This is a genomic window from Halorubrum pallidum, assembly GCF_055380345.1.
In genome coordinates this window covers 1,634,033-1,659,296 of sequence record NZ_AP043945.1, presented here as the reverse complement: position 1 = coordinate 1,659,296, position 25,264 = coordinate 1,634,033, and the positions used below count along the sequence as shown (strand labels likewise).

21 protein-coding genes and 1 tRNA gene are annotated in these 25,264 nt (G+C 67.9%); 9 read left to right on the top strand and 13 right to left on the bottom strand.

The window, feature by feature from the left end:
* Positions 1 to 133: 133 nt before the first annotated feature.
* A complete protein-coding gene (locus tag ACZ45C_RS10065) occupies positions 134 to 1,285 on the bottom strand; it encodes a DUF63 family protein (RefSeq protein ID WP_460558898.1) in 1,152 nt (383 codons plus the stop codon).
* Between the two features lie 63 nt (positions 1,286 to 1,348).
* The gene (locus ACZ45C_RS10060) at positions 1,349 to 1,798 is read right to left on the bottom strand and encodes an Lrp/AsnC family transcriptional regulator (RefSeq protein WP_460558896.1); all 450 of its coding nucleotides are present in this window, start codon (positions 1,796 to 1,798) and stop codon (positions 1,349 to 1,351) included.
* A gap of 216 nt (positions 1,799 to 2,014) precedes the next feature.
* Between ACZ45C_RS10060 and ileS the strand changes: the two genes are divergently transcribed.
* Positions 2,015 to 5,161, top strand: coding sequence for an isoleucine--tRNA ligase (gene ileS, locus ACZ45C_RS10055; RefSeq protein ID WP_460558894.1), 3,147 nt, complete (start codon positions 2,015 to 2,017; stop codon positions 5,159 to 5,161).
* A gap of 151 nt (positions 5,162 to 5,312) precedes the next feature.
* On the top strand, positions 5,313 to 5,783 hold the full coding sequence (locus ACZ45C_RS10050) for a GNAT family N-acetyltransferase (protein ID WP_460558892.1): 471 nt from the start codon (positions 5,313 to 5,315) through the stop codon (positions 5,781 to 5,783).
* Between the two features lie 123 nt (positions 5,784 to 5,906).
* On the opposite strand, the gene ACZ45C_RS10045 is transcribed toward ACZ45C_RS10050, so the two are convergent.
* Positions 5,907 to 6,860: a transcription initiation factor IIB gene (locus tag ACZ45C_RS10045; protein WP_460558890.1), complete on the bottom strand. Its 954-nt coding sequence runs from the start codon at positions 6,858 to 6,860 to the stop codon at positions 5,907 to 5,909.
* A 508-nt stretch (positions 6,861 to 7,368) separates the two neighbouring features.
* Here ACZ45C_RS10045 and ACZ45C_RS10040 point away from each other — a divergent pair.
* On the top strand, positions 7,369 to 7,992 hold the full coding sequence (locus ACZ45C_RS10040; protein WP_460558888.1) for an METTL5 family protein: 624 nt from the start codon (positions 7,369 to 7,371) through the stop codon (positions 7,990 to 7,992).
* Positions 7,993 to 8,025: 33 nt separating this feature from the next.
* Here the strand turns inward: ACZ45C_RS10040 and ACZ45C_RS10035 are convergent, their stop codons facing one another.
* The 3 genes from ACZ45C_RS10035 to ACZ45C_RS10025 form a co-directional block, all read right to left on the bottom strand.
* Positions 8,026 to 9,804 carry a rhomboid family intramembrane serine protease gene (locus ACZ45C_RS10035; RefSeq protein ID WP_460558886.1) on the bottom strand — a complete coding sequence of 593 codons (1,779 nt, stop codon included), beginning with the start codon at positions 9,802 to 9,804 and terminating at the stop codon, positions 8,026 to 8,028.
* A 91-nt stretch (positions 9,805 to 9,895) separates the two neighbouring features.
* Complete coding sequence (locus ACZ45C_RS10030) at positions 9,896 to 10,651, bottom strand: DUF2064 domain-containing protein (RefSeq protein WP_460558884.1); 756 nt, start codon at positions 10,649 to 10,651, stop codon at positions 9,896 to 9,898.
* 80 nt (positions 10,652 to 10,731) lie between these two features.
* Positions 10,732 to 11,397: an NUDIX hydrolase gene (locus tag ACZ45C_RS10025; protein ID WP_460558882.1), complete on the bottom strand. Its 666-nt coding sequence runs from the start codon at positions 11,395 to 11,397 to the stop codon at positions 10,732 to 10,734.
* A 128-nt stretch (positions 11,398 to 11,525) separates the two neighbouring features.
* Here ACZ45C_RS10025 and ACZ45C_RS10020 point away from each other — a divergent pair, with 128 nt between their 5' ends.
* Complete coding sequence (locus tag ACZ45C_RS10020) at positions 11,526 to 12,938, top strand: ATP-binding protein (protein ID WP_460558880.1); 1,413 nt, start codon at positions 11,526 to 11,528, stop codon at positions 12,936 to 12,938.
* Between the two features lie 258 nt (positions 12,939 to 13,196).
* Positions 13,197 to 13,544, top strand: coding sequence for a hypothetical protein (locus ACZ45C_RS10015; RefSeq protein ID WP_460558878.1), 348 nt, complete (start codon positions 13,197 to 13,199; stop codon positions 13,542 to 13,544).
* Positions 13,545 to 13,592: 48 nt separating this feature from the next.
* Here ACZ45C_RS10015 and ACZ45C_RS10010 read toward each other — a convergent pair whose 3' ends face one another.
* The gene (locus ACZ45C_RS10010) at positions 13,593 to 14,594 is read right to left on the bottom strand and encodes a sulfurtransferase (protein ID WP_460558876.1); all 1,002 of its coding nucleotides are present in this window, start codon (positions 14,592 to 14,594) and stop codon (positions 13,593 to 13,595) included.
* A gap of 122 nt (positions 14,595 to 14,716) precedes the next feature.
* Positions 14,717 to 15,298: a class I SAM-dependent methyltransferase gene (locus ACZ45C_RS10005; RefSeq protein ID WP_460558874.1), complete on the bottom strand. Its 582-nt coding sequence runs from the start codon at positions 15,296 to 15,298 to the stop codon at positions 14,717 to 14,719.
* A gap of 79 nt (positions 15,299 to 15,377) precedes the next feature.
* On the opposite strand from ACZ45C_RS10005, the gene ACZ45C_RS10000 reads away from it, so the two are divergent.
* Entirely contained in the window at positions 15,378 to 15,971 is a 594-nt protein-coding gene (locus ACZ45C_RS10000) for a GNAT family N-acetyltransferase (RefSeq protein ID WP_460558872.1), read from the top strand.
* Between the two features lie 315 nt (positions 15,972 to 16,286).
* On the opposite strand, the gene ACZ45C_RS09995 is transcribed toward ACZ45C_RS10000, so the two are convergent.
* Positions 16,287 to 16,357 (bottom strand) — tRNA-Gly (locus ACZ45C_RS09995).
* 198 nt (positions 16,358 to 16,555) lie between these two features.
* On the opposite strand from ACZ45C_RS09995, the gene ACZ45C_RS09990 reads away from it, so the two are divergent.
* Together ACZ45C_RS09990 and ACZ45C_RS09985 are read left to right on the top strand one after the other, a co-directional pair.
* Positions 16,556 to 17,080, top strand: coding sequence for a DoxX family protein (locus ACZ45C_RS09990; protein WP_460558870.1), 525 nt, complete (start codon positions 16,556 to 16,558; stop codon positions 17,078 to 17,080).
* 13 nt (positions 17,081 to 17,093) lie between these two features.
* Positions 17,094 to 17,384, top strand: a complete 291-nt coding sequence (locus tag ACZ45C_RS09985; RefSeq protein ID WP_460558868.1) for a hypothetical protein — start codon at positions 17,094 to 17,096, stop codon at positions 17,382 to 17,384.
* 8 nt (positions 17,385 to 17,392) lie between these two features.
* Here the strand turns inward: ACZ45C_RS09985 and ACZ45C_RS09980 are convergent, their stop codons facing one another.
* The 4 genes from ACZ45C_RS09980 to ACZ45C_RS09965 all read right to left on the bottom strand — a co-directional run bounded on the left by ACZ45C_RS09980 (position 17,393) and on the right by ACZ45C_RS09965 (position 24,672).
* Positions 17,393 to 19,951 (bottom strand): methyl-accepting chemotaxis protein, encoded by a 2,559-nt coding sequence (locus ACZ45C_RS09980; protein WP_460558866.1) that lies wholly within the window; start codon positions 19,949 to 19,951, stop codon positions 17,393 to 17,395.
* 60 nt (positions 19,952 to 20,011) lie between these two features.
* Positions 20,012 to 20,644 carry a class I SAM-dependent methyltransferase gene (locus ACZ45C_RS09975; RefSeq protein WP_460558864.1) on the bottom strand — a complete coding sequence of 211 codons (633 nt, stop codon included), beginning with the start codon at positions 20,642 to 20,644 and terminating at the stop codon, positions 20,012 to 20,014.
* 150 nt (positions 20,645 to 20,794) lie between these two features.
* Positions 20,795 to 22,963, bottom strand: a complete 2,169-nt coding sequence (locus tag ACZ45C_RS09970; protein ID WP_460558862.1) for a type II secretion system F family protein — start codon at positions 22,961 to 22,963, stop codon at positions 20,795 to 20,797.
* Positions 22,960 to 24,672 (bottom strand): type II/IV secretion system ATPase subunit, encoded by a 1,713-nt coding sequence (locus tag ACZ45C_RS09965; RefSeq protein WP_460558860.1) that lies wholly within the window; start codon positions 24,670 to 24,672, stop codon positions 22,960 to 22,962. The genes ACZ45C_RS09970 and ACZ45C_RS09965 overlap by 4 nt, the downstream gene beginning before the upstream one ends.
* 135 nt (positions 24,673 to 24,807) lie before the next feature.
* On the opposite strand from ACZ45C_RS09965, the gene ACZ45C_RS09960 reads away from it, so the two are divergent.
* Positions 24,808 to 25,260, top strand: a complete 453-nt coding sequence (locus tag ACZ45C_RS09960; protein WP_460558858.1) for a DUF5793 family protein — start codon at positions 24,808 to 24,810, stop codon at positions 25,258 to 25,260.
* The last annotated feature ends 4 nt before the right edge of the window (positions 25,261 to 25,264 follow it).

Genomic DNA, 25,264 nt, shown 5'->3' with positions numbered 1-25,264 from the left:
CTCGTGGGGCAGTACACTTGTCGCTTCCGTCCGAGAGGCGCGGTTCACCTCCTCGTGGTGTCGTCGAAACCCGACGATGCGTGGGGTACTCGCGATCTGAACCGGTGTCGGGACGCGTCCGCTCGCGCGGCGCTCAGATACCGAACGTCGCGCGGAGCATGTCTCGGCTGCCGGGCCCGAGTCCGACCGCCAGCACGGTGATGAGAAGCATCAGCGTGTACCGCGGCGACTCCTCGAACATCTCGCCGTTGAACACCCAGACGACGAACGTCGCGGCCGCAAGCTTCACCAGCAGGAACGGCCAGGCGTCACCGGTGACGGCGACGACCGAGTCGGGGAGCAGCCGTCCGGTCCAGTCGACGATGAGGGCGTTGACCACGTGTTTCGGGACGAGGTTCGGCGTTCCCGTGAGCGCGGGCATCCAGTTGAGTCCGATGACGTTGGCGACGCCGTCGACCGCGTGCCCCCAGATGATCAGTATCCCCGCGAACCCGGTTCCTCGCCTGACCGTCGGCTCGTATCGGGTCGCGAGCGCCCACGTCACGGCCGTCGCGAGCGTCGCGATGACGAGCGTCGACACGAGGACGACGGGATAGAAATCGACGTAGTCCGTGGCCGCTGCGAGGTACGAGAGGTACCCGAGCGCGAGAGCGAGCGCTCCGACGCCCATCCCGAACAGCGGTCGCGCGTAGTCGTCGACTATCTCCCGCCCGGCGAGCCCGTACGCGGTGACGACGCACGCGAGCGTCGCGCCGAACACGGTGAAGTAGATGAACGGACTGATCAGGAACGCGCTCGCCGGAAACGGAATGAGCGGCTCGACGCCCGCGTCCATCGCCGCGATACCGGCGTCCTCGACCGTCCGGAGCGCTCCGCCGAGCAGCATGAACGGGAACAGCGCGTAAAAGAAGCGCAGTTCGTTACCGATGTCGAGCCGCCGGAGCAGGAACACGACGCCGACCAGCATTCCCAACAGGACGATCACGTAGCTCACGGTCGAAACCGTCGTGTATCCCGGGGAGGCGACGACCGCGCCGGCGTCGACGGCCTCCGCACAGGCGGCCGAACCGTCGAGGAGGGTCGTCCCGCCGGCGTCGCGAACGGCGCACTGTGCACCCTGCCCGTCGGCCGCGACCGGTCCCCAGAAGTACCGCCAGAGGAAGCGGTCGTACACGACTCGCGGGAACGCGATCGATCCGATCGCGAGAACGGCGGTGACGAGAACGACCACGGCCCCCCACGCCCGTTCCGACGACAGCTCGACGCGCCCTCCGTCCGTACTCATGCTCCCCGATGAGAGCCTCCCCGAGTTGAGCGTTCCGGTCCACCAACACCGACCCGACCGTCCCTACACCGGCGGCCCGTCCTCCTCGTAGTCGGTTTCGAGGATAATCATCGTCTGTGAACGCGAGAACCCGTCCACCTCCGCTATCCGATCGAACATCAGCTCTCGGAGGCTGTCGGTGTCGGCGGCGACGACGCGGAGGAGCACGTCCCACTCGCCGGTCGTCAGGTGAACCTCTCGGATCTCGTCGACGTCGCGGAGCTTGTCGAGTGCGTTCTCCTCGCGCCCCTGTTCGACCCGGAGCCCGACGAACGCGCTCACGCCGTAGCCGACGGCCTTGGGATCCACCGCGGCGTGATACCCCTCGATGACGCCCGCGTCTTCCATGCGGCCCACCCGATCGTGGACGGTCGCACTGGACATGTCGATCCGGCGCGCGACCTCGGAGAACGGGGTTCGTGCGTCCGCCTGGAGGATACGGAGAATGGCGCGGTCCGTCTCGTCGAGTTCCATGCACGTGATACGACTCTACTGGACTTGTCCCTTCCGACGCCGACAGGGAACGTACTACACCATCGATTTCGCCCGCGAACGCGGGTCAGACCTCGTCGTTCGCGTCACGTCGGCACTCGTCGTTCGCGTCGCGTCGGCAGTGAGGTCCTAGACAACGCATCGCACGGCAGTACGTGACTCCGCCGTATTCAAATATCCGCGCCAAGTCCACTCCGTATGGACGATATCGACGACCAGTACGCGCCCGCCGACGTCGAGTCGGCGGTCGACGAGTACTGGGACGACGCGGACGCCTACGAGGCGGCGAAAGAGGCGCACGCCGACGACCCGCCGTTCTTCTTCGTCGACGGGCCGCCGTACACCTCCGGGCAGATGCACCTCGGGACGGCGTGGAACAAGACGCTGAAAGACGCCGTCATCCGCCACAAGCGGATGACTGGCCACCGCGTCACCGACCGACCGGGCTACGACATGCACGGGCTCCCGATCGAGGTGAAAGTCGAGGAGGAACTCGGCTTCGAGAACAAGCGGGACATCGAGGAGTACGGGATGGAGTCGTTCATCGAGAAGTGCAAGGAGTTCGCCCTGCGCAACCGGGCGGCGATGGACGAGGACTTCCAGTCGATCGGCGTGTGGATGGACTGGGATGACCCCTACGAGACGATCGACCCCGAGTACATGGAGGCCGCGTGGTGGGCGTTTTCGAACGTCGCCGACAACGGGCTCGTCGAGCAGGGGAAACGCTCAATCTCGCAGTGCCCGCGCTGTGAGACCGGTCTCGCCAACAACGAGGTCGAGTACGAGGACGTCGAGGACCCGTCGATCTACGTGAAGTTCTCCCTGTCCGACCGGGAGGGGAGCCTCGTTGTCTGGACGACGACGCCGTGGACGATCCCCGCGAACACCTTCGTCGCCGTCGACGAGGACCTCACCTACAACGCGGTCCGCGCCGAGAAGAACGGCGAGGAGGAACTGCTCTACGTCGCCGGCGAGTGCGTCGAGGACGTCCTCCAGGAGGGGCGCTACGAGGACTACGAGATCGAGGCGGAACTGTCGGGAAGCGACCTCGTCGGCTGGGCGTACGACCACCCGCTCGCCGACCGCGTCGCCGAGTACCCCGACTTCGACGGGGCGGGTGAGGTGTACGCCGCCGACTACGTGGAGGCCGATCGCACCGGACTCGTCCACTCCGCGCCGGGCCACGGGGAGGAGGACTTCCACCGCGGTACCGAACTGGGCCTCGAGATTTTCTGTCCCGTCGGGCCGAACGGGGAGTTCACCGAGGCCGCCGGCGAGTACGCCGGCCGGTTCGTGCGCGACGCCAACGACGCGATCATCGACGACCTCGTCGCCGACGGACGCATGCTCGCACACGGGACCATCGAGCACAGCTACGGCCACTGCTGGCGGTGTGACACGGGTATCATCCAACTCGTCACCGACCAGTGGTTCATCTCGATCACGGACGTCAAGGAGGACCTCCTCGACAACATGGAGGAGTCGGAGTGGCACCCGCAGTGGGCGCGCGACAACCGCTTCCGCGACTTCATCGAAGACGCCCCCGACTGGAACGTCTCTCGCCAGCGGTACTGGGGTATTCCGATCCCGATCTGGGTGCCAGAAGACGCCGACCCGGACGACCTCGACGGTGACATGATCGTGATCGGCACTCGCGAGGAGCTGGCGGACCGGGTCGAGGAGGACGTCGATCCCGAGTCCATCGACCTCCACCGGCCCTCGGTTGACGACCTGACGATCGTCGAGGATGGCACCGCGTACCGCCGCGTCGAGGACGTGTTCGACGTCTGGCTCGACTCCTCCGTGGCCACGTGGGGCACGCTCGGGTACCCGAGTGACACCGAAGCGCACGACGAACTGTGGCCCGCCGACCTGATCATCGAGGCGCACGACCAGACCCGCGGGTGGTTCTGGTCGCAACTGGGCATGGGGACCGCCGCGGTCGGCGAGATCCCATACGAGAAGGTTATCATGCACGGATTCGCCAACGACGAGGACGGTCGCAAGATGTCCAAGTCCGTCGGCAACATCGTCACGCCCGAGGAGGCGATCGACCGTGCCGGTCGCGACCCGCTTCGGACCTACCTGCTCAGTCACGACCAACAGGGCGTCGACCTCGCGTTCGAGTGGGACGGTCTCGGGGAGATCCAGGGGAAACTCAACATCCTCTGGAACGTGTTCCGGTTCCCGCTGGAGTACATGGAACTCGACGGCTACGATCCCGCCGCGGCCGACCTCGACGACGGGGATCTCGAACTCGTCGACGAGTGGGTGCTCTCGCGGCTCCAATCGGTCGAGACGGAGGTCACGGACGCGTGGGCAGACTACCGCGTCAGCGACGCCGTCAACGCCGTGATCGAGTTCGTCACGCAGGACGTGTCGCGGTTCTACGTGAAGGCCGTCCGCGACCGGATGTGGGAGGAGGCCGACTCGGCCTCGAAACGCGGCGCGTACGCGACCCTCGCGACCGTCCTCGACGAGGTGATCCGGCTGCTCGCGCCGATCGCCCCCTACCTCACCGAGCGGATGTACCAGACGCTCGACGGGGAGGCGACCACGGTCCACCAGTTGGCGTACCCCGCGCCCGACGACGCGCTCCGCGACCCGGACCTCGAACGCGACGTGGCTGTCCTCCGAGACGTCGAGGAGGCCGCGGCCAACGCCCGCCAGCAGGCCGGCCGCAAGCTCCGGTGGCCCGTGCCGCGCGTCGTCGTCGAGACCGGAGACGACGAGGTCGCCGCCGCCGTCGAGCGGCTCGTGGACCTCATCGCGGACCGCGTCAACGCCCGCGAGGTGACCGTCACCGACGCCTTCGATGAGCTGGTCGAGACCGCAGAGCCGCAGATGGGCGAGATAGGCCCGGCCTTCGGTGGCGACGCGCAGAAGGTGATGAACGCGGTCCGAGGGGCGCCCCGAGAGGCCGTCGAGTCCGGTGACGTGGTCGTCGACGGCGAACCGATCGACCTCGACGACGCGATGGTCGAGTACGTCGCCGAGCCTCCGGAAGACGTCACCGGGACCGACTTCGACGGCGGCTCCGTCTACGTCGACACGTCGCTGACACCCGACATCGAGTCGGAGGGGTACGCTCGGGACGTGATCCGCCGGATTCAGGAGATGCGGAAGGAACTCGACCTCGACGTCGAAGCGCGGATCCGCGTCGGCGTGCTCGTCGGCGACGACCGCGTCGCCGGCTTCGTCGACGAACACGCGGATCTGATAGCCGGCGAGGTCCGCGCCGACGCGTGGCTCGACGATCCGAGCGCCGCGGGAGACGGAGGGCTCGTCGAGGAGTGGGACGTGGAAGGCGTTACGGTCACGATCGGAATCGAGCCGATCGCGTAGAGGATCGAGAGACGACGGCGGTGACGTCGAATCGAACGAACGCGCGCCCCTCGTCCGTGCGACCGCCGCCGATCGTCCGTTCTTCTACCGATTCCGTGAGGGATATTGACATCCCGAAACATATACGTGATCGCTTTCCCCATGGCTAGGTATGCATGTCCGGGCGGCCCGGCCCGACGACGCGGAGGCGCTGCGAACGGCCGTCTCGCGAGCGCGCGAGGCGACCGTCTTCGACGATATCGGAGCACCACTGCTCGACGTGTCTGCCGCCGGCGTGCGCGAAGCCGCCGCGGAGGCAGAGTGGTCGTTCCTGATGGAGGGCGACGACGGTCCCGTGGGCGTCGCCATCGCGCATCCCGACGTCCAGGGGTCGGAAGCGGAGCTGCTCGCGCTGTGGGTCCATCCGAACCACGCCGGAGAGGGTGTCGCCCCCGAACTGCTCTCGCGAGTCGCCTCCTCGGTGGGCGATCGCGACGTCGATACGCTCCGCGCGAGCGTCCCCGCCGATAGTCCCGGTGCACAGGAGTTCTTCAGCGCTCACGGCTTCGAGCCGTGTGATACGCGACGCGGCCCCGCTGGCGACGAGACGATCGTCGCCGTCGACGTGAACACGCTTCTGTGAGGTCACTCGGAGGCCAGTGCCGTCGGAGTTTGCCGGCGGGCGTCGGCCGCGGACCTCTGTGTCGGCCCGGCGACCGGTCTCTTCGCGACGCTCGCGTGTCGGTCGGCCCGGCTGACCGCCTCGTTATCTGAATCCCATCGCTTCGATCTGCTCTTGGTACCGGTTGCGAATGGTGACCTCGGTCACTTGCGCCACATCCGCCACCTCGCGCTGGGTCTTCTTCTCGTTACAGAGCAGCGACGCGGCGTAGATGGCGGCGGCGGCGAAGCCTGTGGGCGACTTCCCCGAGAGCAGCCCCTGTTCGGCGGAGACATCGATTATCTCCGTCGCCTTCGACTGGACCTCCTCCGAGAGCTGGAGCGAGGAGGCGAATCGAGGGACGAACTGCTTGGGGTCGACCGGCTTCAGTTCCAATCCGAGTTCCTGGGAGATGTATCGGTAGGTCCGCCCGATCTCCTTCTGTGGCACCCGAGACACGTCGGCGACTTCGTCGAGGCTCCGCGGAATGCCCTCTTGCCGACAGGCGGCGTAGAGTGCGGCGGTGGAGACGCCTTCGATGGAGCGGCCGCGGATGAGGTCCTCGTTGAGCGCGCGGCGATAGATGACTGAGGCGACCTCGCGGACCGAGCGCGGGACGCCGAGCGCCGAGGCCATCCGGTCGATCTCAGAGAGCGCGAACTGGAGGTTCCGCTCGCCTGCGTCCTTCGTCCGGATCCGTTCTTGCCACTTCCGGAGCCGATGCATCTGAGACCGCTTCTCCGAGGAGAGCGATCGACCGTACGCGTCCTTGTCCTTCCAGTCGATCGTCGTCGTCAGCCCCTTGTCGTGCATCGTTTCCGTGATCGGAGCGCCGACGCGCGATTTCGACTGCCGCTCCGAGTGGTTGAACGCCCGCCACTCCGGGCCGCGGTCGATGTTCCGTTCGTCGAGCACCAGCCCGCAGTCCTCACAGACGAGTTCCTGATCGGCGTCGGTGACGATCTCGGTCGAGTCACACTCCGGACACGAAAGCGTCTCCTCGTCCGACTCTCGCTCCGTTTCTCGCTCCTGTTGGCGCTGGCGGCTCGGACGTTCCATTATAAGGTTTCTGGTTATTGCCGCATTTAAGTCTTTGTCCGGTCGGCCGATCGCACGTCACCGTGACGCCGACGGCAACGCGATTCAACCGGCCGACTGCACCGCTGCGACACCGGTTTCGATCCCCGGAGTCGGCGGGGACCTATTCGGCGAACGGCCACGCGGTCCGAGCGACGAACACGAAACGTGACCGCCGCCGGCGGTCGGGACCGTTGCCGGCGGTCGGAATCGTCGCAGCTGGCTGACGGCCCGGTTCGCCGTCCGTCCGCGCCGGGGTCGGAGCGGCGTTCGCGGTCCGACGGGAACCTCCGAGGGCGCGAGTCGTCTCTTCTGGTATTAACGAACTGTTTTATATTTCATCCCCGTTCGTCGCGGTATGCACGCGACGCGATCCGACGGCGTCGATTCCGGTGAGGTCCGCTCGGACATCTGTGGGCACGATACGCGGGCCGAGAGGATCAGACAGAGCCGTCGTGTCCGTCCCGTCGATTCGGACGAACCGTAACAGATGGCATCGAAACGCTCACTCGCCGCCAAGTTGGGCGTCGTCACGGGCTTCGAGAACCCGCAGGCGGCACTCGAACAGTACCCGACGCCGCCCGAGTTGGCCGCACACGTCGTTCACCTCGCCGATCTCCACGGCGACGTCGACGGGCGGACCGTCCTCGATCTCGGCACCGGCACGGGGATGCTCGCGCTGGCGGCGGCTCTCCGCGGGCCCGCGCGCGTCTTCGGCGTCGAACTCGACCGCGCCGCGCTGGCGACCGCGACCCAGAACGAGCGTCGCGTCGCCGCGAGCGCCCCCATCCACTGGGTGCAGGCCGACGCGACGCGGCTCCCGCTTTCGGTTCCGGACCCCGTCACCGTCGTGATGAACCCGCCGTTCGGCGCACAGGACGGGAACCGCAACGCGGACCGCGGCTTCCTTTCGACGGCCGGCCGCGTCGCGGACGTCTCCTACTCGCTTCACAACGCCGGAAGTCAGGAGTTCGTCGACGCGTTCGTCTCCGACGAGGGCGGCGAGGTGACGCACGCGTTCGCGGCCGACTTCGCGATCGACGCCCAGTTCGACCACCACACCGAGGCGTCCCGCGACATCGACGCCGAGGTGTACCGGATCGAGTGGACCTGACGGATCGGCCGTCGATCGCGGCGCGTCCCGCCTCTACTGTCGCCCCTCGTAGCGCTCCTCCCTGGCGATCTGTACCCGCGTCTCGCCCCGTTCGGCGTACACTCGAGTCTCCTCTCGGACGAACGAGACCCCCCGTACCGTCACCGACTCGTTTGCTCCCGGCACGGGCGCGGCCTCGGTCGCCCCCTCGTGTTCGACCTGCAGTTCGAACCCGCGATCGACGGGGGCGAGGGTGACGTTCCGGCCGTCGATCCGGCCGTCGACGCGCGCGGGATCGCTGGTGAACAGCGTCGAGCGCGTCTCGTTTCTGACGGCGTCGACCCGGTACGCCGGGGTGCCGTCGGTCGTGACCCACCCCGTCCGCTGGACCCAGACGGTCGCTCGTCGGCCCGTCCCGCCCACGTCGACGGCGCGGTACCCCCAGAACGCCATGTTCCCGCGAGAGACCGCGGTGGTCCAGATCTCCCGGTCGGGGTTCGCGACGATCACCCCCGAGGTGTTCACCGACGTCGACCGGCCGAACGCCTCGACGTCGACGACGCTCACGAGCCGGTTCTCGACGTTCTCCGCGTAGGTGATCTGGTATCCCTCGACTTCGATCGGATCGCCCGGAAGCTCCCCGTCGTCGACGGTCACGAGGTTCGGGGGGATTCCCGGTCCGGCGACGGCGGCGAGCGCGGCGACGAGACAGAGCGTCCCGACGGCGGCCGGCGTCGCCGACCGAACCGCGTCTCGAACCGTCTCGGGGCGGGAGACGGCTCGGTCCGGCCACAGCGGCTCGTCGCGGCCGGCGACGGCGACCGCGACGACGCCCGCGAGCACGGCGAGCAGCCCGATCCCCAGCGCGCGGTACAGCTCGAACTGCTCGTTTCCGAGGTACCAGTACACCGCCCAGAGGCGGCGTGACGCGCCGAAAAGCAGGATTCCCCCGAACGCGGCGAGCGCGGCGGTCCCCGAACGCCCGTCGTCGTGAGAACCAGCGTCGGTGCCGACGCCGGTCCCCCGCTCGCGTCGCCGGCGGACGAGCCACACCGCGGCGAGCGCGCCGACGATAAGGCCGAGCGCGTGGCCCTGTACGGCGACGTTTGCCCACCCCGGCGGGCCGTACGAGCCGCTCGCTTCGCCGGTCGCCACCGGGCTCCGAAGCGTCCAGTAGGCGACGTTCGCGAGCGTCGGTCCGGTCAGCGCCGCCAGCGTCCGGACCGGGTAGTGGACCAGGGCGAACCCCCAGAGCGCGAAGACGGCCGTCGAGAACCCGATCACCGGCCCCAGCACGAACAGCGACGAGAGGACCGCGAACCCGAGGATCGCCGCCGGTACCACGACGAACGCGCGGACGTACGGGTGCGAGACGAGCGCGCGGTCGCCGGCCGACTCGTCGAGGAGGTTCTCCTCGATCGAGGCGGTGCGACGGAGGTCGCGTCCGCCCGGAGCGTGGCCGTAGGCGTACTCGGCGACGCCGCCCGCGACGAGCGCGGACAGGAGGTTTCCGGAGAGATGACCCAGACCGGAGTGCGCGAGTCCGGCCCACAGGAGCCCCTCGGGGTAGAAGTACGACCACGACCGAAACGGGATCACGACGGGCCGGTACGGGTTCCCGATCCCGCTCTGGACGAACAGGTAGACCGCGAGGACGACCGCGAGCGAGACGAGCGTCCCCCACGGGACGCCGTAGAGGAGCCGCGACCGCAGTGCTCGCGTCCACGCGCCGTCGGGGCGGTCGACCGCGTAGACGGCGAGCACCGCGCCGGCGACGAGCGCGGCACCGACCGCGAGGTGCGCGGCGTCCGACAACAGCACCCCAGTCACCATGTCGTACAGCAAACGGCCGTCCGCATATCAATCCGCGGGTGAGGCTCCGATCCGCCCCACACGTCGCCGGCGGCGGACTCCACCCGCCGACTCAATCGCGCACGGCGCGCGGCTCGCCGTCTTCGACGACCACGTCGAGCCCGTGGTCGTGGACGAACGCGGCGGTGTAGTCGGGGACGACCCGCTGGGCCGCGAACCGCGCGCGCAACACGGGGAGGGCGTCGAGGAGGTCGTCGCCGTCGACCATCGACGGGGACGGTTCGACGAACTCGACGTCGAGGTCGGCGTCGCGCCCGCGCGCCGCCAGCGTCGGGAGGCTCGGGGGCGCGAACGCCCCGTCGAAGTCAATCGGCTCCGTGAACCCCGCGTAGTAGGTCCGCCCGCGAGTGGAGGGTCCGAGCACGACCTCGTTCGTCCGGAGCTTCATCGCGGCCGAGTCGACGAGAGTCCGCGAGAGCAGCGGCGCGCTCGGCGTGACGACCGCGACGGAGTCCGCGTTCTCCTCGCGCAGCAGGTGCGTGACGGTGTTGCCGGCGCGCGCGCCGAACGACGATCCGACCTGCCGCTCGAACCGAGCGTCTCCGGTGCCGCCGAGAGTGTCGGCGACCAGTGTGCGGAGTTCGGCCTCCGGAGTCGTGTCGGTGCGATACTCGGCGGGGAGGTCGTCGTCGACGGGATAGTTGACGAGGAGGTCGCCGCCGGAACGGTCGACTGCGAGCACGGCGTCGCGGAACAGCGACTCGTACAGTTCGGCGGCCTCGGCGGCCGACAGCGGCGTCGACTCCGCGATCCCGGTCGCGACGAGCCCCTCGCGGGGCGGTTTCGCCAGCACGACGACGACGGTCATGTCTCGAACCGAGTCGCCCGCGCGCCTTCAACTCGCCGCTTCGGTTGCGGAGGCGCGGTCCGAACGCGCGGCGGTCCGCCTCAGGAGAAGTCGCGCCGCATCGCGATCTCGAACCACGGACACAGTCGGAGCTGTCGGTACAGCGCCGGGTTCTCGTGGAGGTGATCGTAATCGACCCACAGCATGCCGCCGATCTCCTCGTCGTCGGGGTCGAGTTCGGCGTCTTCGAGGGTGACCTTCAACACTGCACAGACCTCCCACTCGACGCCCTCGTTGGGGTAATAGCGCTTGTACTCGAACTTGTCCGTCATCCGGAGGTCGTCGTACTGATCGGGCGTGATACCCAGTTCCTCTTCGAGCCGCTGTGCGGTCGCGTCTTCCTGTGACTGTCCCTCGACGGGATGGGAGGCGACCGTTCCGTCCCAGTGGCCGTCCCAGAGCCGCTTCGTCGGCGCGCGCTGTGCGAGCAGGATGCGCCCGTCGGTGTCGTACACGAGGCAGGTGAACGCGCGGTGCCGGATCCCGTCGCCGGTGTGAGCGTCGAGCCGGTTCACCGTCCCCTGCTCGACGTCGTCGGGGTCGACGGCGATCACGTCCTGGCGTGCGTTCTCGTGGCCGGCGTCGGTGACGTCGCCGCCGGTGGCCGTCCCGCCCGCGTCGTCGGCGTCGGTGGCGGCCGCACCGGTGTCGTCGCGTGTGGCTCCGCCGACGGCGTCGTCGGCGTCCCCTACGTCCTCGAAGCTCATGCTACACCGGTCTCTCACCAGGGATAATAAGCGTTCGATACGCCGGTCAGTGACCGAGCGGACGTTCGGTTCTTTCGGACGGGCGAAGTCCGACGCGCTTAACCGCGTCCCGCGGCTATCTCGCGCGGATGAGTGATCCGGCGCTCGACGTCGTCGAGTTCGTGTTGACGACGCACCTCTACACCGAGAACCGCGATCTCGACGAAAACGACCTGCCACCCAGGTTCCGTCAGGTGTTCTGGTCCGACGACGCGGCCGAGGACGCGCCGGGCGGCGTCGAGCGACCGCTGAAGGCGACCGACGGGGTGACTCGAACCGCTACCGGAGTCGACCGACCGTGGGAAGCCGTCTCGGAGCTGCTGTTCACCCAGCGCACCGACTTCTCCGGCGAGATATCGCTGACCCAGCCCGAGATGGCGCTTGAGTGGTACGTCGACCGCGCGGACGACGACCGGATCGGGGCCAACCCGACGATCGTCGCCGCTCTCGCCGACGCGGACGACCTCGACGCGCCGGTGACCCACGAGGAGTCCCGGGACAACGTCCGCCCGGTCCAGGCCGATCGCGTCTGGATCGACGCCCTGCTCGACGAGTACTTCGACGAGGAAGAGGACGCCGAGATGCTCGACCTCGTCAACGTCCGCGCGCCCGAAGAGATCGAGACGACGCTCGCGGACCTCGTGCTCACCGGCGATCAGGAGGGGGAGATCCAGAAGATCGTGAAAGCGATCGAACACCGCGAGTACCTCGCGAGCATCGGGCTCCGCGAGATCGGCAAGCTGCTGTTCGTCGGCCCGCCGGGAACCGGGAAGACGACGGTCTCTCGCGCGCTCGCACACGAACTCGGGCTCCCGTTCGTCGAGGTCAAACTCTCGATGATCACGAGCCAGTACCTCGGCGAGACGGCGAAAAACGTCGAGAAGACCTTCGAGGTTGCGAAGCGTCTCTCACCGTGTATCCTCTTCATCGACGAGTTCGACTCCGTCGCGAAGACCCGCCGCTCGGACGAACACGCCGCGTTGAAGCGCGCCGTCAACACCCTGCTCAAGTCGATCGACGAGGTGTCGCTGATCCGCGACGAGGTCCTCCTCATCGGCGCGACCAACCACCCCGATCAGCTCGACGCGGCCGCGTGGCGGCGGTTCGACGAGATCGTCAACTTCCCCAAGCCCGATCGCGACATGCGCGCCGACATCCTCCGCGTCGTCACCCGCGAGATGGAGATCGCCGACTTCGACCCGGCGGAGGTCGCGGACCGGACGAGCGGACTCACGGGATCGGACCTCCGGATGGTGCTCCGCGAGGCCGTCCTCGGTGCGCTCACCGAAGACCGGATGACGATCACTCAAGCGGACGTGATGGCGGCCGTCGAGGACTTCGAGGAGCGCGATAATCTCAAGAATATGGACATGATCGACGGCGAGGGCGCGGAGGTGCTCGGTGAGACGGGCTCCGACGGACAGGAGCACACGCACGACGAGTCGGGCGACGACGGCGTGCACGACCACGACCACGCCGCGCACGGTCCTTCACAGGACTGAAACCACCGACGAGACAGTTTCCGGCGGTGTCCTCGCCGTCGGCGGTTGTTTATGGGCGATGGCGACGGGATCCCGAGCACGAGACCGCTGACAGTGCCGTCTGCGGCGCCAACAGCTTTTCACCGCCTACTGCCGTTCTCGTTTAAAACCCCTCCGAAAGCATACATCCGTTCGTATTCGAATCGTCCCATGAAGCGCAGAGCGCTTTTGGCACACAGCGGGATTCTCACCGGTTTCAGCGGGTGTCTGAGCCGAGGCGTGGAACCAGCTGACAACACCGCCGACACGACGGCACCGAATCGTACTGCGTCCGGTAATTCAACAGTCGACGACACTGAAACGGATCGCGACCAGCCCTCGTACGTGATCACCGTCTCGAGAGAGGACGTCGAACAGCCCGACAACGGCTGTCGCTTCGAGGATCTCCCTGAGGGAGCACAAGAGGAAATCGAAAATGCGATAGGGAATCTGAACGCCGATTCCGACGATAGCGGGAGCCACGACGTGTACGAGAGACCACGACTGCTAGACACGGAGTGTTACGCTGCGTATATCGAATACGACGGCGGGTACTACTGGACCTCGATAGACGCGGTCGGCGGGTGATCGGCTCCGTACCCCACGTACCTGCCACCGACGGCGCCGAACCGCTCCTCAGGCGAATGTGTCGACGACCGTGCCGGTGTCCTCACCGGTGGTGTAGTAGTAGCCGTCCTCCTCGGTGAGTGTTCCCCAATCGGCCCAGCTTCCCTCGTAGTTGCGAACGTCCTCGAAGTCGAACTGGTCGAGAACGAACCACCCGACAGACGCTCGGATGGCGGTCTGACAGTAGGCGATCGTCGTCTCGTCCGCCGAGAGGCCGGCGTCGTCGATCCACAGCGTCTCAAGCTCTTCTGGCGACCGCAGACGTCCCTCCTCGCTGTCGATGCTCTGGACGAAGTTGAGGTTCGTCGCGCCGGTGACGTGGCCGAACCGGTCGAGGTCCCCCCGTTGGTCTTCCCCCCAGTACTCCGCCGGCGAGCGCATGTCGAGGATCGGGACTGCGGCACCGTCCTCGTCGACGTTCTCTGCGACGAACTCGCGAGTCGCCACCACGCCGGTGTCGAGTTCCGGCTCGTAGGTCGCTTCCCGTGGTTCGGGCGACGAACTCGTCGTCTCCTCGCTCGCGGCGTCCCAGACGGTGAACCCGCCGTCGAGCAGGCTCACCCGCCCCTCGTGGCCGAGGGCGTTGAGCGTGTAGATGGCGTACGTCTCCCAGAGGTCCGAGTCGGCACCGTACACCACCACGTCGTCGTCGGGCTCGATCCCCGCCTCCGAGAGCGTCCACGCGATCGCCTCGGGCGAGGCCTCGAACCCGTCCGGCGTCTCCTCGGCGTAGCTGTCGAGCATCTCGGAGTTCGGGAAGTGGTACGCGCCGGGGATACGGCTCTCGTCGAACGCCTCCCCGTCGCGGACGTCGAGCAGGCGTACGTCCCCCAGATGCTCCGAAAGCCACTGGCTATCGACGACGGCGTCGAACTCCGCCGCCGCGGGCGTCGTGTACGCCGCCGGCCGGTCGTCGCCGCTCGAGCCGAGACAGCCGGACGTCGCCGCGATCGCCGCGCCCGCCGAAGCCAATACCGCCCGTCTGGAGGTCCGCGTCTGTCGGTCCTGCATTCGGACAGCGATAGCGGCGCGGCGGGCATAACCCTGTTATTCGAGGTCCGTCTTACCGCCGCGCGTGACGGAACCGGCGTCCCCGTCGTCGGCACCGGCCAGTCTTGCGAGCACCGGGGCGGTCACGGCTCCTCCGTAACGCCCGCGACGGTGTATCCGAACCCCCGGTCGACGATCCGCGGGTCGAGCCCCGCGTCCGCGAGGTCGTCGGAGAGTTCGCTCGGAGACCGGAACCGGGACGCCATCCCGACCGCGTGTTCGGCGGCGACGAGTCCCCTGCCGAGCGGATGAGTCGGGTCGAACTCGCGGATCACGATCACGCCGCCCGGCGCGAGGACGCGGGCGGCCTCGCGAAGCGCCGCGTCGTGGTCCGGCAGGTGATGGAAGGCGTCGACGACCGTTATCGCATCGACGCTCGCGTCACGGAACGGAAGCCGACCGGCGTCGCCGCCGACGGCCGAAAGGCCTCTCGCGTCGCGAGCGCGCGAGAGCATCTCGTGAGAGGCGTCGACGACGATGATTTCGGGACCGGATAACGCGGCCGCGGCTCGTCCGGATCCGCCGCCGACGTCGAGCAGGCGGTCGATCGATCGCGTCGCGTGGTCGAGTCCGGCCCCCAGCGCCTCGCCGTTCGCCGGCGGCATCGCGAGGTCGTACAGCGGAGCCAACCGATCGAAGAACCGAACGTCGCCCAATCCGTACATATCGGCGTTCGGTGTCGAACCACTGTAAATCGTCCCCCGTGTCCCGCCGCATATATACGGGCGAGCCGTACCGATCGCCATGGAGTTCGCGCTCGTGGGCACGTCCGGGTCGGACGCCACGCTGCGGCTCGACTACCGGGCGTTCGCGTACGCCGGGAAGTTCGTCCTCGGCGAGCCGGGGAAGGCGGTGTTGCGGACGCCGGACGGCTCTCCGGCGGTACCGGGGTGGGAGCCGGACGAGCCGCTGGCACCGGCCGTCGACGAGAGCGCGTTCGACGACGACGTAGTCGCGGCCGTCTCGTTCTCGCCGGACCGCACCGATCCGGACTGCTGTCGTATCCGGTACGTCACCGTTCACGTCGCGCGGCGCGGCGAGGGGCTCGGCCCGCGACTGATCGATCGGACCGTCGAACGGCTCTCGAGAGCGGGCTACGACCGGGTGAAGATTGCGGTCAACAACCCGTTCGCGTACGCGGCGCTATATAAGAGCGGCTTCGCGTACACGGGCGAACAGACCGGGATCGCGGAGTTGGAACTGGCCCGGCCGGTCGACGCGTCGGCCGACGAGGATACAGAACGCTACCGGGCGGGACTCCGAGCGTTTCGCGAGGACGACCGCGACCTCGACCCGGTCGAGGAGGAGTTCATCGCTGACCGGCTGGAGTGCGGGTGACCAGAGCGGTTCTCGCGGCTCACCTCGGCGATCTCTCTCACTTCGTTCGAGAAATGTGCCGGCCGGGATCCCCGCGAGCGCAGCGAGCGGGGGTACGGGCGGCGCACGACCGTAGGGAGTGCGCCGGCCGGGATTGTGAACCAGAGCAAGACGGTCCTGCTCGCTCACTTCGTTCGCTGCGCGGGCTGCGACTTCCGGGGTTCAAATTCCTCTTGGCGATTATGTCTCTCACGTTCGTTCGAGACAGTAATGCGCCGGCCGGGACTCCCGCGAACGCAGTGAGTGGGAGTACGGGCGGCGCACGACCGTAGGGAGTGCGCCGGCCGGGATTTGAACCCGGGCCATGAGCTTGGAAGGCTCAGGTCCTACCACTAGACCACCGGCGCGCGTCTACACGTAGGCAGAACTGTTTTGATAAACGTTCCGTGTTCCCGACGGCGATGGCGCTCGCGTCCCAAATCGCATATAAAACACCATAGTATCGCGGGGCGTTCCAACGCTCTTAGAACGGTTTTCAGACGCGTAGAACCGTTCTCGGCATCTTTAGGGATAGGTCCTCTACGTACACCCGTGAGGTGACGACCATGTCATATCAATCGAGCAATCCCCTGGCCGAGGACGTCGAGTTCGCCCTGGACGGTCCGTGGGTGGCGTACTGGATCGCGTTCCTGCGCGTCGTCACCGGCTGGTGGTTCTTCCACGCGGGCATCACCAAGCTCATCGAGGACGGGCTCTCATACACCTACGGGACCGCGTACATGCAGGAGATGTCGGGCACGGCGCTCGGCGGGATCCCGGTCTGGATGGGGAACAACCTCGCGTGGCTCATCGAGCCGGGCGTGCCCCTGTTCGAGACCCTGATCGGACTCGCGCTGATCGCCGGCGCGTTCACCCGTTTCGCCGCCTTCGGCGGGGTCATCTTCATGGTCCTGTTCTGGGTCGGCAACGCGGGCTTCGGCAACGGCCTCGTCAACAGTGACTTCATGGGCCTGCTGTTGTTCATGACGATGATCGTGCTCGCGGCGGGCCGGTACTACGGGCTCGACGCGGTCATCGAGAAACTCGATGTCGTCGAACGACATCCCAAGCTGCGATACCTGCTCGGCTGAGAGGTGACTACCAATGACGAACATCGATATCATCGACAGAGCGGCGATGGTGCTGAGCGCGGGACTCATGCTGCTCGGCATCGTCGGCATGGGGATCGTCGAGATCCTCGCCGGCCAGCCGTACAGCCCAGTCCCGATGACCGACGAGGCGGGCGAGGTCGTGGCGACCCCGCTCATCTCCCCGCAGATTCGGACCGGCGTCGTGCTGGCCGGGGTCGCGGTACTCGGGGTGTACGCGGCCTACAAGATCGTCGTTCCGGTCCCCGAAGACGGACGGAGCGGCCACGAGACCGTCGCGGACTGAATCCGTCGCTACTCTTCTGTGCTCCCGTTCCGAACGCCGTCCTCCCCGCTCTCGTCCGAGTCGTTCACACCGGTATCGGACCGGTCGTCGACGCCATCGACCGCCGTCGACCCGCGAGCGACGCCGCCGTCGGCGCTCACCGCGCCGCCGGCGTCGCCTCCGACCTCCGGGTTGCCGTCGTTCTTGGCGTCCGATTCCGCGCCGACATCGCTCGTGTCGTCCGAATCCGCGTCGACACCGCCTCCGACCTCCGGGTTGCTGTCGTTCCCGGCGTCCGAATCTGCGGCGGTCGCGCCGAAGGTGAACTCCGACTCCGCGCCGCCGCTGTCGGCGTCGACCGCGACCTCGAACCCCTGAGTCATCCGTCGTAGGTCTCGCGCACGTTCGGTCAGGTCTCGCGCCTGAGCGGAGACCTCGCCGAGCGTCGCGGCCTGTTCCTCGGCGGTCGACGCGACCGTCGTCGCCTCGGCGGTCGTCTGCTGGCTCACGCCAGCCAGATCGTCGACCGCCCCGGTCACCTCGCTGACCGATGACGCCTGTGCGTCCATCGCACCGGAGATCTCTTGGACGCCGTCGTCGGCCGCCGCCACTCGTTCTGCGACCTCGTTCAGCGCGTCCTCTGCCTGCTCGACCGTCTCGACGCCGTCGTCGATTCCCTCGCGGATCGCGGTCATCTCGGCGACGGTCGCGTCGGTGCGCTCGCGAAGCTCGTCGATCAGCGCCTCGACTTCTGCCGCCGACTCCTGGGTCTCCTCGGCGAGCGATTTCACCTCCTCGGCGACCACGGCGAATCCGGAACCGGCCTCGCCGGCACGGGCGGCCTCGATGCTTGCGTTCAGCGCCAGCAGATTGGTCTGGTCGGCGATCTCCGAGATGGTCTCGACGATCTCGTCGACCTCCTCCATCTCCGCTTCCAGCCGCGAGATCGTCTCGGCGGCGGACTCGGAACGCTCCTCGATCTCGTGGAGTTCTCCGGTCGCGCTGACGGTGGCCTCACGGCCCTCTTCGGCGGCCTCGCTCGCGCGCTGTGAGGTGTGTGCGACCTCCTCCGACGACGACGCGACCTCCTCGACGATCGCGGACATGTCCTCCATCTCGCCTGCCACGTCGGAGAGGCGTCGGCTCTGGCGCTCCGCACCCGCGGAGATCTCGTCGACCGCGTCGCTCGTCTCCCGACCCGCCGCCGCGACGTCGTCCGCGCCGTCGGAGACCGCCTCGCTCTCCTCGGCGACCGTCTCGGCGAAGGCGTCGACCTCGGCTATCGCCGTCTCCAACTCGTCCATCGCGCCGTTGAATCCGTCGGCGATCTCCCGGAGTGCCTCCGGGTCGTCATCGTCGGCGTCGAGACGGGCCGTGAGGTCGCCGTCTGCGCAGTCGTCCATCGTCTCGCCGAACGCCGCGGCTCGAGCCTTTAGTTGGTCGGCGAACGCCTCGCTTTCGGCCTTCGCCGTCTCGGCGCGCTCTCGTTGTGTCTCGGCCGACCGGATCTGTTCGCGCAGAGAGTCTCGCATGGTCGAGAACGCGCCGTACAGGTCGCCAAACTCGTCCCGGCGTTCCGTGTCGAAGGTCACGTCGAGATCTCCGGATTCGAGCGTCCGGGCCTTCCTGGTGAGCCGGTTCAGCTCAGTGACGGTCCCGCGACCGAGCGTCGCGCCGAACAGCCCGAGTCCGACGATCGCGACCCCGACGATCAACAGGAGGTTCCGGCCGATCATCCCGGAGAGCGCGTACGCCTCGGAGAGCGGAACGTGGACCGCGACGTCCCACTCCGCCGACTGGACCGGCGCGTACGCGACGAAGTACTCGGTGTCTTCGGCGAACTCGAACGTCGTAGACGGCACGTGGCCCACATCGGACTTCTCGACTATCGCCGTCTGCATCTCGTCGGCGTACCGCTCGCCTGCGACGCCGTCGCGGTCGCTCGCGCCGATCGTCCCGTCGGACTCGACGAGCGCGGTGAACGACCCCTCCGTCGGCTGACGTAGGTCGCCGATCACCGACGCGAGCGACACCTCCATCACGAGGTAGTTGCGTCCCGGCGTGTGCGCGACGTACGATACGTACCGCTCTCCGTCGATCTCGTAGGTCGGCGACGTGTAGGTGTCCGTTCCCACCAGGAGGTCGTCGGCCATCCAGCCCTGACCGACGACCGTGGAACCTCGCACCCTGTCGGTCGAGGCGACCAGCCTCCCGTCCGTTCGCTCGACGAAGTGGAGAGCCACGACGTCGTCCGCCTGCCACGAGAGGTGCGACGTGAGGTAACTCTCCGCTTCCTCGGGCGATCTCGTGGCTCCGAGCGACTCACTTTCTGCGAGGTCGCGAGCGGTCGTTCGGTGCTCGCTCGTCCACACGTCGAGCTCGGTGCCGCTCAGTTCCGCGACCGCCGTGTAGTCCTGCTGAGCGCTCGCTTCGAGACTGTCAGTCGTCTGCGCGTAGGTGACCGCACCGACGGCTCCGATCGCCGCGACGATGAGGAGCACGACGACCGCGAACTTCGCGAGGTAACTCCGGGTGATCACGTCGGGACTCACGCGGCGGAGGAGACGACGGAGAGGATTCGAACTCATTGCTTCTTCGGGCGCGACAAAGCGTAATTAATGCTTACCCTTCGGTATCTATATTGATAATCAAGGGGCACCGTCCGTCACGACGGCGTAGCAGTTCCCGCTGGAGACGGTCGATTCGACGACCGACAGCCGGCTTTCCGCGAGATCGACCTCGAATTCATCGGGTGCGTAGACGTGGTAATACCGCGGAACCGTCTCGCCGCCCGGCAGCGTCCAGTCGACGGTCGTGTCGAACCCCGACTCGCGCTCGAACCGGTCGTGTGCCGTGCTCCACGCGCTCACCAGCGCAGTCCCGTCGGCGTCGAGGACGCGAGCCAGTTCGTCGAGGCTGCGAATGCGGGCGTCCCGAGTGGGCAGGTGGTGGAGAGTCGCGACGTACACCGCGAGACCGATCGCGTCGTCGGCGACCGGGAGCGCTGCGGCGTCGCCGTGGACGAACGACGCGATGTCATCGAACTCTCGATCTCGCGCGCGCTCGACGGCCTCGCGGAGGAGTCCGCGGCTGATGTCCACGCCGAGGACGGAACGGGAGCACCCGGCGAGCACCTCCGTGTGCCGGCCGTTACCACAGCCGACGTCGAGCGCGACCGCCGCCGAGCGGTCCGCGAGGAACGACTCGACCTCCGGCCACGCGTGCTCTCGGGTCTTCGAGAAGTGAGCGGCGATGCGGTCGTAGGTCGCCTGCGGATCCATACGGACGTGTCGGTACCCGACGGTATAGGTCCGGTGACAGCGGCCGCGAGTGACGTGTGAGTCGATACGACAACCGGCGGACGATGCGACAACCAGCGCGACGACACGACAACCGGTACGACGACCGGCGCGACGACGCCAACGAACGGATCAGGTGAGACCGATCAGCAGGAACGCGACGAGCGTCAGCGCGAGCAGCACGACGACGTGTTTGACCCCGTCGCGAACGGACCCCTCGCCGAGCTGTCCGGCGACCAGTCCCGAGCAGACCGCCTGCACCGCGGCCGCGTGGAAGAACAGCTGCTCGTAGGCGAACCCGTCGATGTCGCCGAGACCGTCCGTGATCCCCGACGGGCCGCCCGGGAGACCGCCGCCCGCGTCGGCTCCGCCGCTCGGGACCGCAGCCGCCTCGACCGCGGGGATGAACGACACCGAGAGCGCCGCGATGATCCCGAGGAAGACGAAGAAAGAGACGTAGATCACGACGAGGTACGTGAGCATCACCTGCCGGCGCTCGCGGCGAAGCGACCACGTCGCGCGCGCTTCGTCGGCGGCGATCCGGAGCACTGGACCGATGTCACCGCTCGCGTACATCGCGTTGGTGACGAGCGTGATCGCCCGCGAGACCATCGGCGATCGGACGCGCCGCTCCAGCCGCCACAGCGCGGTCGCGACGTCCGCTCCCCAGTCGATGTCGCGTCGCGTCCGCTGTAGATCGGCCGTCAGCGCCTCCAGGTTCGAATCGGCCACGCGGCGGATGCCGCCGACGACCGAGGTGCCAGCCTCGTTGACGCTGGCGAGTCGATCGAGGAGGTCGGGAACCGCCGCTTCCCGCCGCCGAACGCGGCGCTTCCCGACCTCGTAGACCAGCGCGTACGCCCCGAGGACGGCGGCGGTCGCGACGACGAGCGGCGTGTCGAACTGGTCGACCACCTCGACGGGCGTTCCGCCGGTCACCGGAAACACCGCGGCGAGGAGGGCGACGACCGCCGGCGGCACGGCGACGAAAAGCACCGTGTGCGGCTCGTCGAGAACCCCCGAGATCGGCGCTCTGACCCACTCTCGAACCCGACCGAGACTGTCGTACACGCGGAGCCGGTCGCGGCTCGCGGCCCACGGATCGGCCGAGTCGTCGCCGGTCAGACCGCCGGCGACCGCGTCCGGAGCGCGAACTGTTGAACCGCCGTCGGCCTGTACCGTGGCCGACCGATGCAGCGCCGCGTCGTCGTCGTCCGCCTCCTCGCTCTCGGCCGCGTCGGAGACGGTGGCGGTCCCGCTGCCGCCGACGCCCTGTGCCACGCTGTCGACGTAGACGACGAAGCCGAACGTCGCGAGCGGGAGCCCGACGTACACGATCACGCGGAGCAGCGGGAGCGTGTTCTGTAACACGAGCCCAATGACGACGAGGATCGTGATGAAAAACAGCGGACCGGCGACGAGTGCCGTGACGTACGCCTCCGCGAACGTCGCGAGCAGTTCGAGGTACTGCTCCTGTTTCGACTCGGCCTCCTCCTGATACCGATCGTATTGGTCGCTGAGGAACGTCGAGATCGGCTGGCCGGTGCCGAGCACCGACGCGAGGTTCTCGGCGAAGTCGGCGAGATCGTCGCTCGGCGTCCGCCGGGAGGTCCGCTGGAGCGCGGTCAGCGCGTCGGTCCCGAACGCGTTCATGTCGCGGACCGCGATCGAAAGCTCCGTCGCGGCCTCGCCGTAGACCGCCTCGTTCTCCGCGAGCGTGTCCATCACCCGCGGGAAGGCCATGCCCGACCGCGAGAGCGCGTACATGAACGCGACGGTCCGCGGGAGCGTGGCGTCGATCTCCGTCGAACGCGTGTGAGCGCGCTGGCGCAACAGCTCCCAGCGGCCGTAATACGTTCCCGCCGCGAGCGCGGTCCCGACAGTCGCCGAGGCGAGCGCCAAGAGGAGGAACAGCCGCGGCAGCCCCAGCCCGGTGAGCCCCGCGAGCCCGGCGAGAACCGAGAGCGCCTCGGGCAGCGCCCCGCGCAGCGTCTCCTCTCCGACCTCCAGCATCGAGAGGAGCCCGCCGACTGCGTACACGCCGACGACGCTGCCCGCGACGCCGAGGACGGCGGCGTACAGGAGCGTCTTGGAGGCGTACACGCGATGCGTTCCCTCGACGTGCGCCGCGCGAAGCCGGTCGCGCTGGTGCCGGCGGCGCTCGACGTCGCGGGCGACCGCGTCGCCGAACACCAGCAGCGCGAGCCGCGTGACGAACAGGTCCGCGCGCCGGCTGACCGTCGGGAGCAGCACGCCGGCACACAACGCGACCGCGACGGCGAGCGGGAGGAAGGCGATCATTTCCGTCCGACACCGTCGTCGTCGACGGCGTCGGTTCGGCGGTTGCCGTCTCGCGCATCCTCGCCCGTCGCGCTCCCGCCGGGGCCGGCCCCCGTCTCGCCGGCGCGCGATTCGAGCCGGTCCATCACGCGCTCCGGGTCCGCGTAGTACTCGTTGACCAAGGCGGTGAACGTCCGGTAGTCGGTCACGTCGAGGCCGCGGAGGAGTTCGAGGAAGCGCTCGCGACGCTCGATCTCGCGGAGGAGGTCCGAGCGAGACCAGCCGCGCTCGTCGGCGATCTCGTCCATGAGCGACGAGTCGTTCCGCCGGAACTCGTCGTCGCTCGCGCGCCACTCGAACGCCGAGGAGTAGTCGAGTTCGCCGGTACGCTGGTCGATACCGCCGATCTCGCCGATCGTCTTCGCACGGCGGACGCGCTGGTCGCCCGACCGCGTCAGCGTCTGGATCGAGAGGATGTCGAGCGACTGGACCATCGCGCGCGGCACGTTGATAGGCTCGTTCTCCAGCCGGTTTATCACCGTCTCGATCGAGTCGGCGTGCATCGTCGAGAACGTCGTGTGACCCGTGTTCATCGCCTGAAACAGGGTGATGGCTTCGTCACCACGCACCTCGCCGACGATGATGTACTCCGGGCGGTGGCGCAGCGCGGAGCGGAGCAGATCGTACATGTCGATGTCAGTGCCCTCGTAGCGACGCTCGCGGGTGATAGAAGAGAGCCAGTTGTCGTGGTACAAGGAGAGTTCGCGCGTGTCCTCGATGGTGAGCACCTTCGCGCGCGGCGGGACGAACATCGACACCGCGTTCATCGAGGTGGTCTTCCCGGAGGCGGTGCCGCCGGCGAAGATGAGGCTCTTGTTGTGCTCGATACACAGCCAGAAGTACGCCATCTGCTCGATCGAGAAGGTGCCGTACTCCACGAGGTCGATCGGCGTGAACGGGTCCTCGGCGTACTGGCGGATCGTGAACGCGGAGCCGCGCGGCGTCACCTCCTCGCCGAGCGCGAGCTCCGCGCGCGAGCCGTCCGGCAGCGTCGTCTCCACGATCGGGTCGCCGACGGAGACGTGCCGACCGGACTGCTGGGCGAGCCGGATCACGTAGCTGTCGAGTTCCCGTTCGCCGAAGGAGACGTTCGTCTCGACGTCGGTGTACTCGTCGTGGTAGACGAAAATCGGCAGGTCGTAGCCGTCACACGAGACGTCCTCGACGTGGCGGTCGTTGAGGAGGGGATCGACCCGGCCGTAGCCGCGGAAGTCGCGGTAGAGGTAGTACGCGAGGGCGTGAAAGGTGTCCATCCCGGCGTCGACGCCGTAGCTTTCGAGCAGTGACTCCAGTTCCTCGCGGAGCGTCGCCGCGTCGGCCTTGCCGGTCCCCTCGCGGTGGAGGAGCGGATCGCGGATGTCGTCGACGACGCGGTCGAGGAGGTCGCGCTCGAACCCGTCCAAATCCGGTTCGACCGCGTAGTACCGGTGTTCGCTGTCCGCGTCGTCGTACGTGATGACGACGTACGCGTACGGGGCGTTCACCCAGTAGCGGTCGACCTCGCGTTCGCCGTCGGGGAGCCTAAAGGAGGCGAGCGGACCGTCCTCGCCCGGCCGGAACGGGCGAACGTCGATGTCCACGCCCCGAAGCGTCTCCCACACGCGCGAGAGCCGTCGCCGGAGGTCGTCGACGCTGTTTCCGGAATCGGTCGCCCCCGTGTCACTCGCCATCTCGTTACCGGCCGTATGCGCCGGGGCGATTTAAATTCCCCTCGGCGAGTACGCGGATGAGACCGGTTCGACGCGACCGACGCCGACGTCGCCCGTCAAGTTGATACGGGACGACCGCAAAGAATCGACCAGGCAATGCGGCGTGACTACTTCGAGCTGACCGTCGAGGGCGTCGACGACGCCCGGGCGACGCCCCTGGTCCGCATCGACTTCCGCGGACCAGACGGGCTGTTGCGCGACCGCCTCTCCGACAGCGACGGCGATCTGCTCGCCGCGGGCGACATCGACGTCGCGTACCGCCTCCGCGAGCCGCTCGGAACGGCCGACGATCCGGACGGCGTCGTCGCCGTGACGAACCGATACACCGGGGACTTCGTCCTCGAACTCAACGAGACCGCCACGGACGTCCTCCCGTTCATCCACGCCGCGCGCGACTCGGCGGGCGACGAGGACGCCCACTACCGCGTCGAGATCGACGTCGACGGCGAGCGGCTCGTCGCCTACGACAAGGACACCTTCCTCGTGTACGATCACGAGGGGAACCTCCTACGGAACGAGAGCCTGATTCCCTCCGGCGTCGAACTCTGATTTC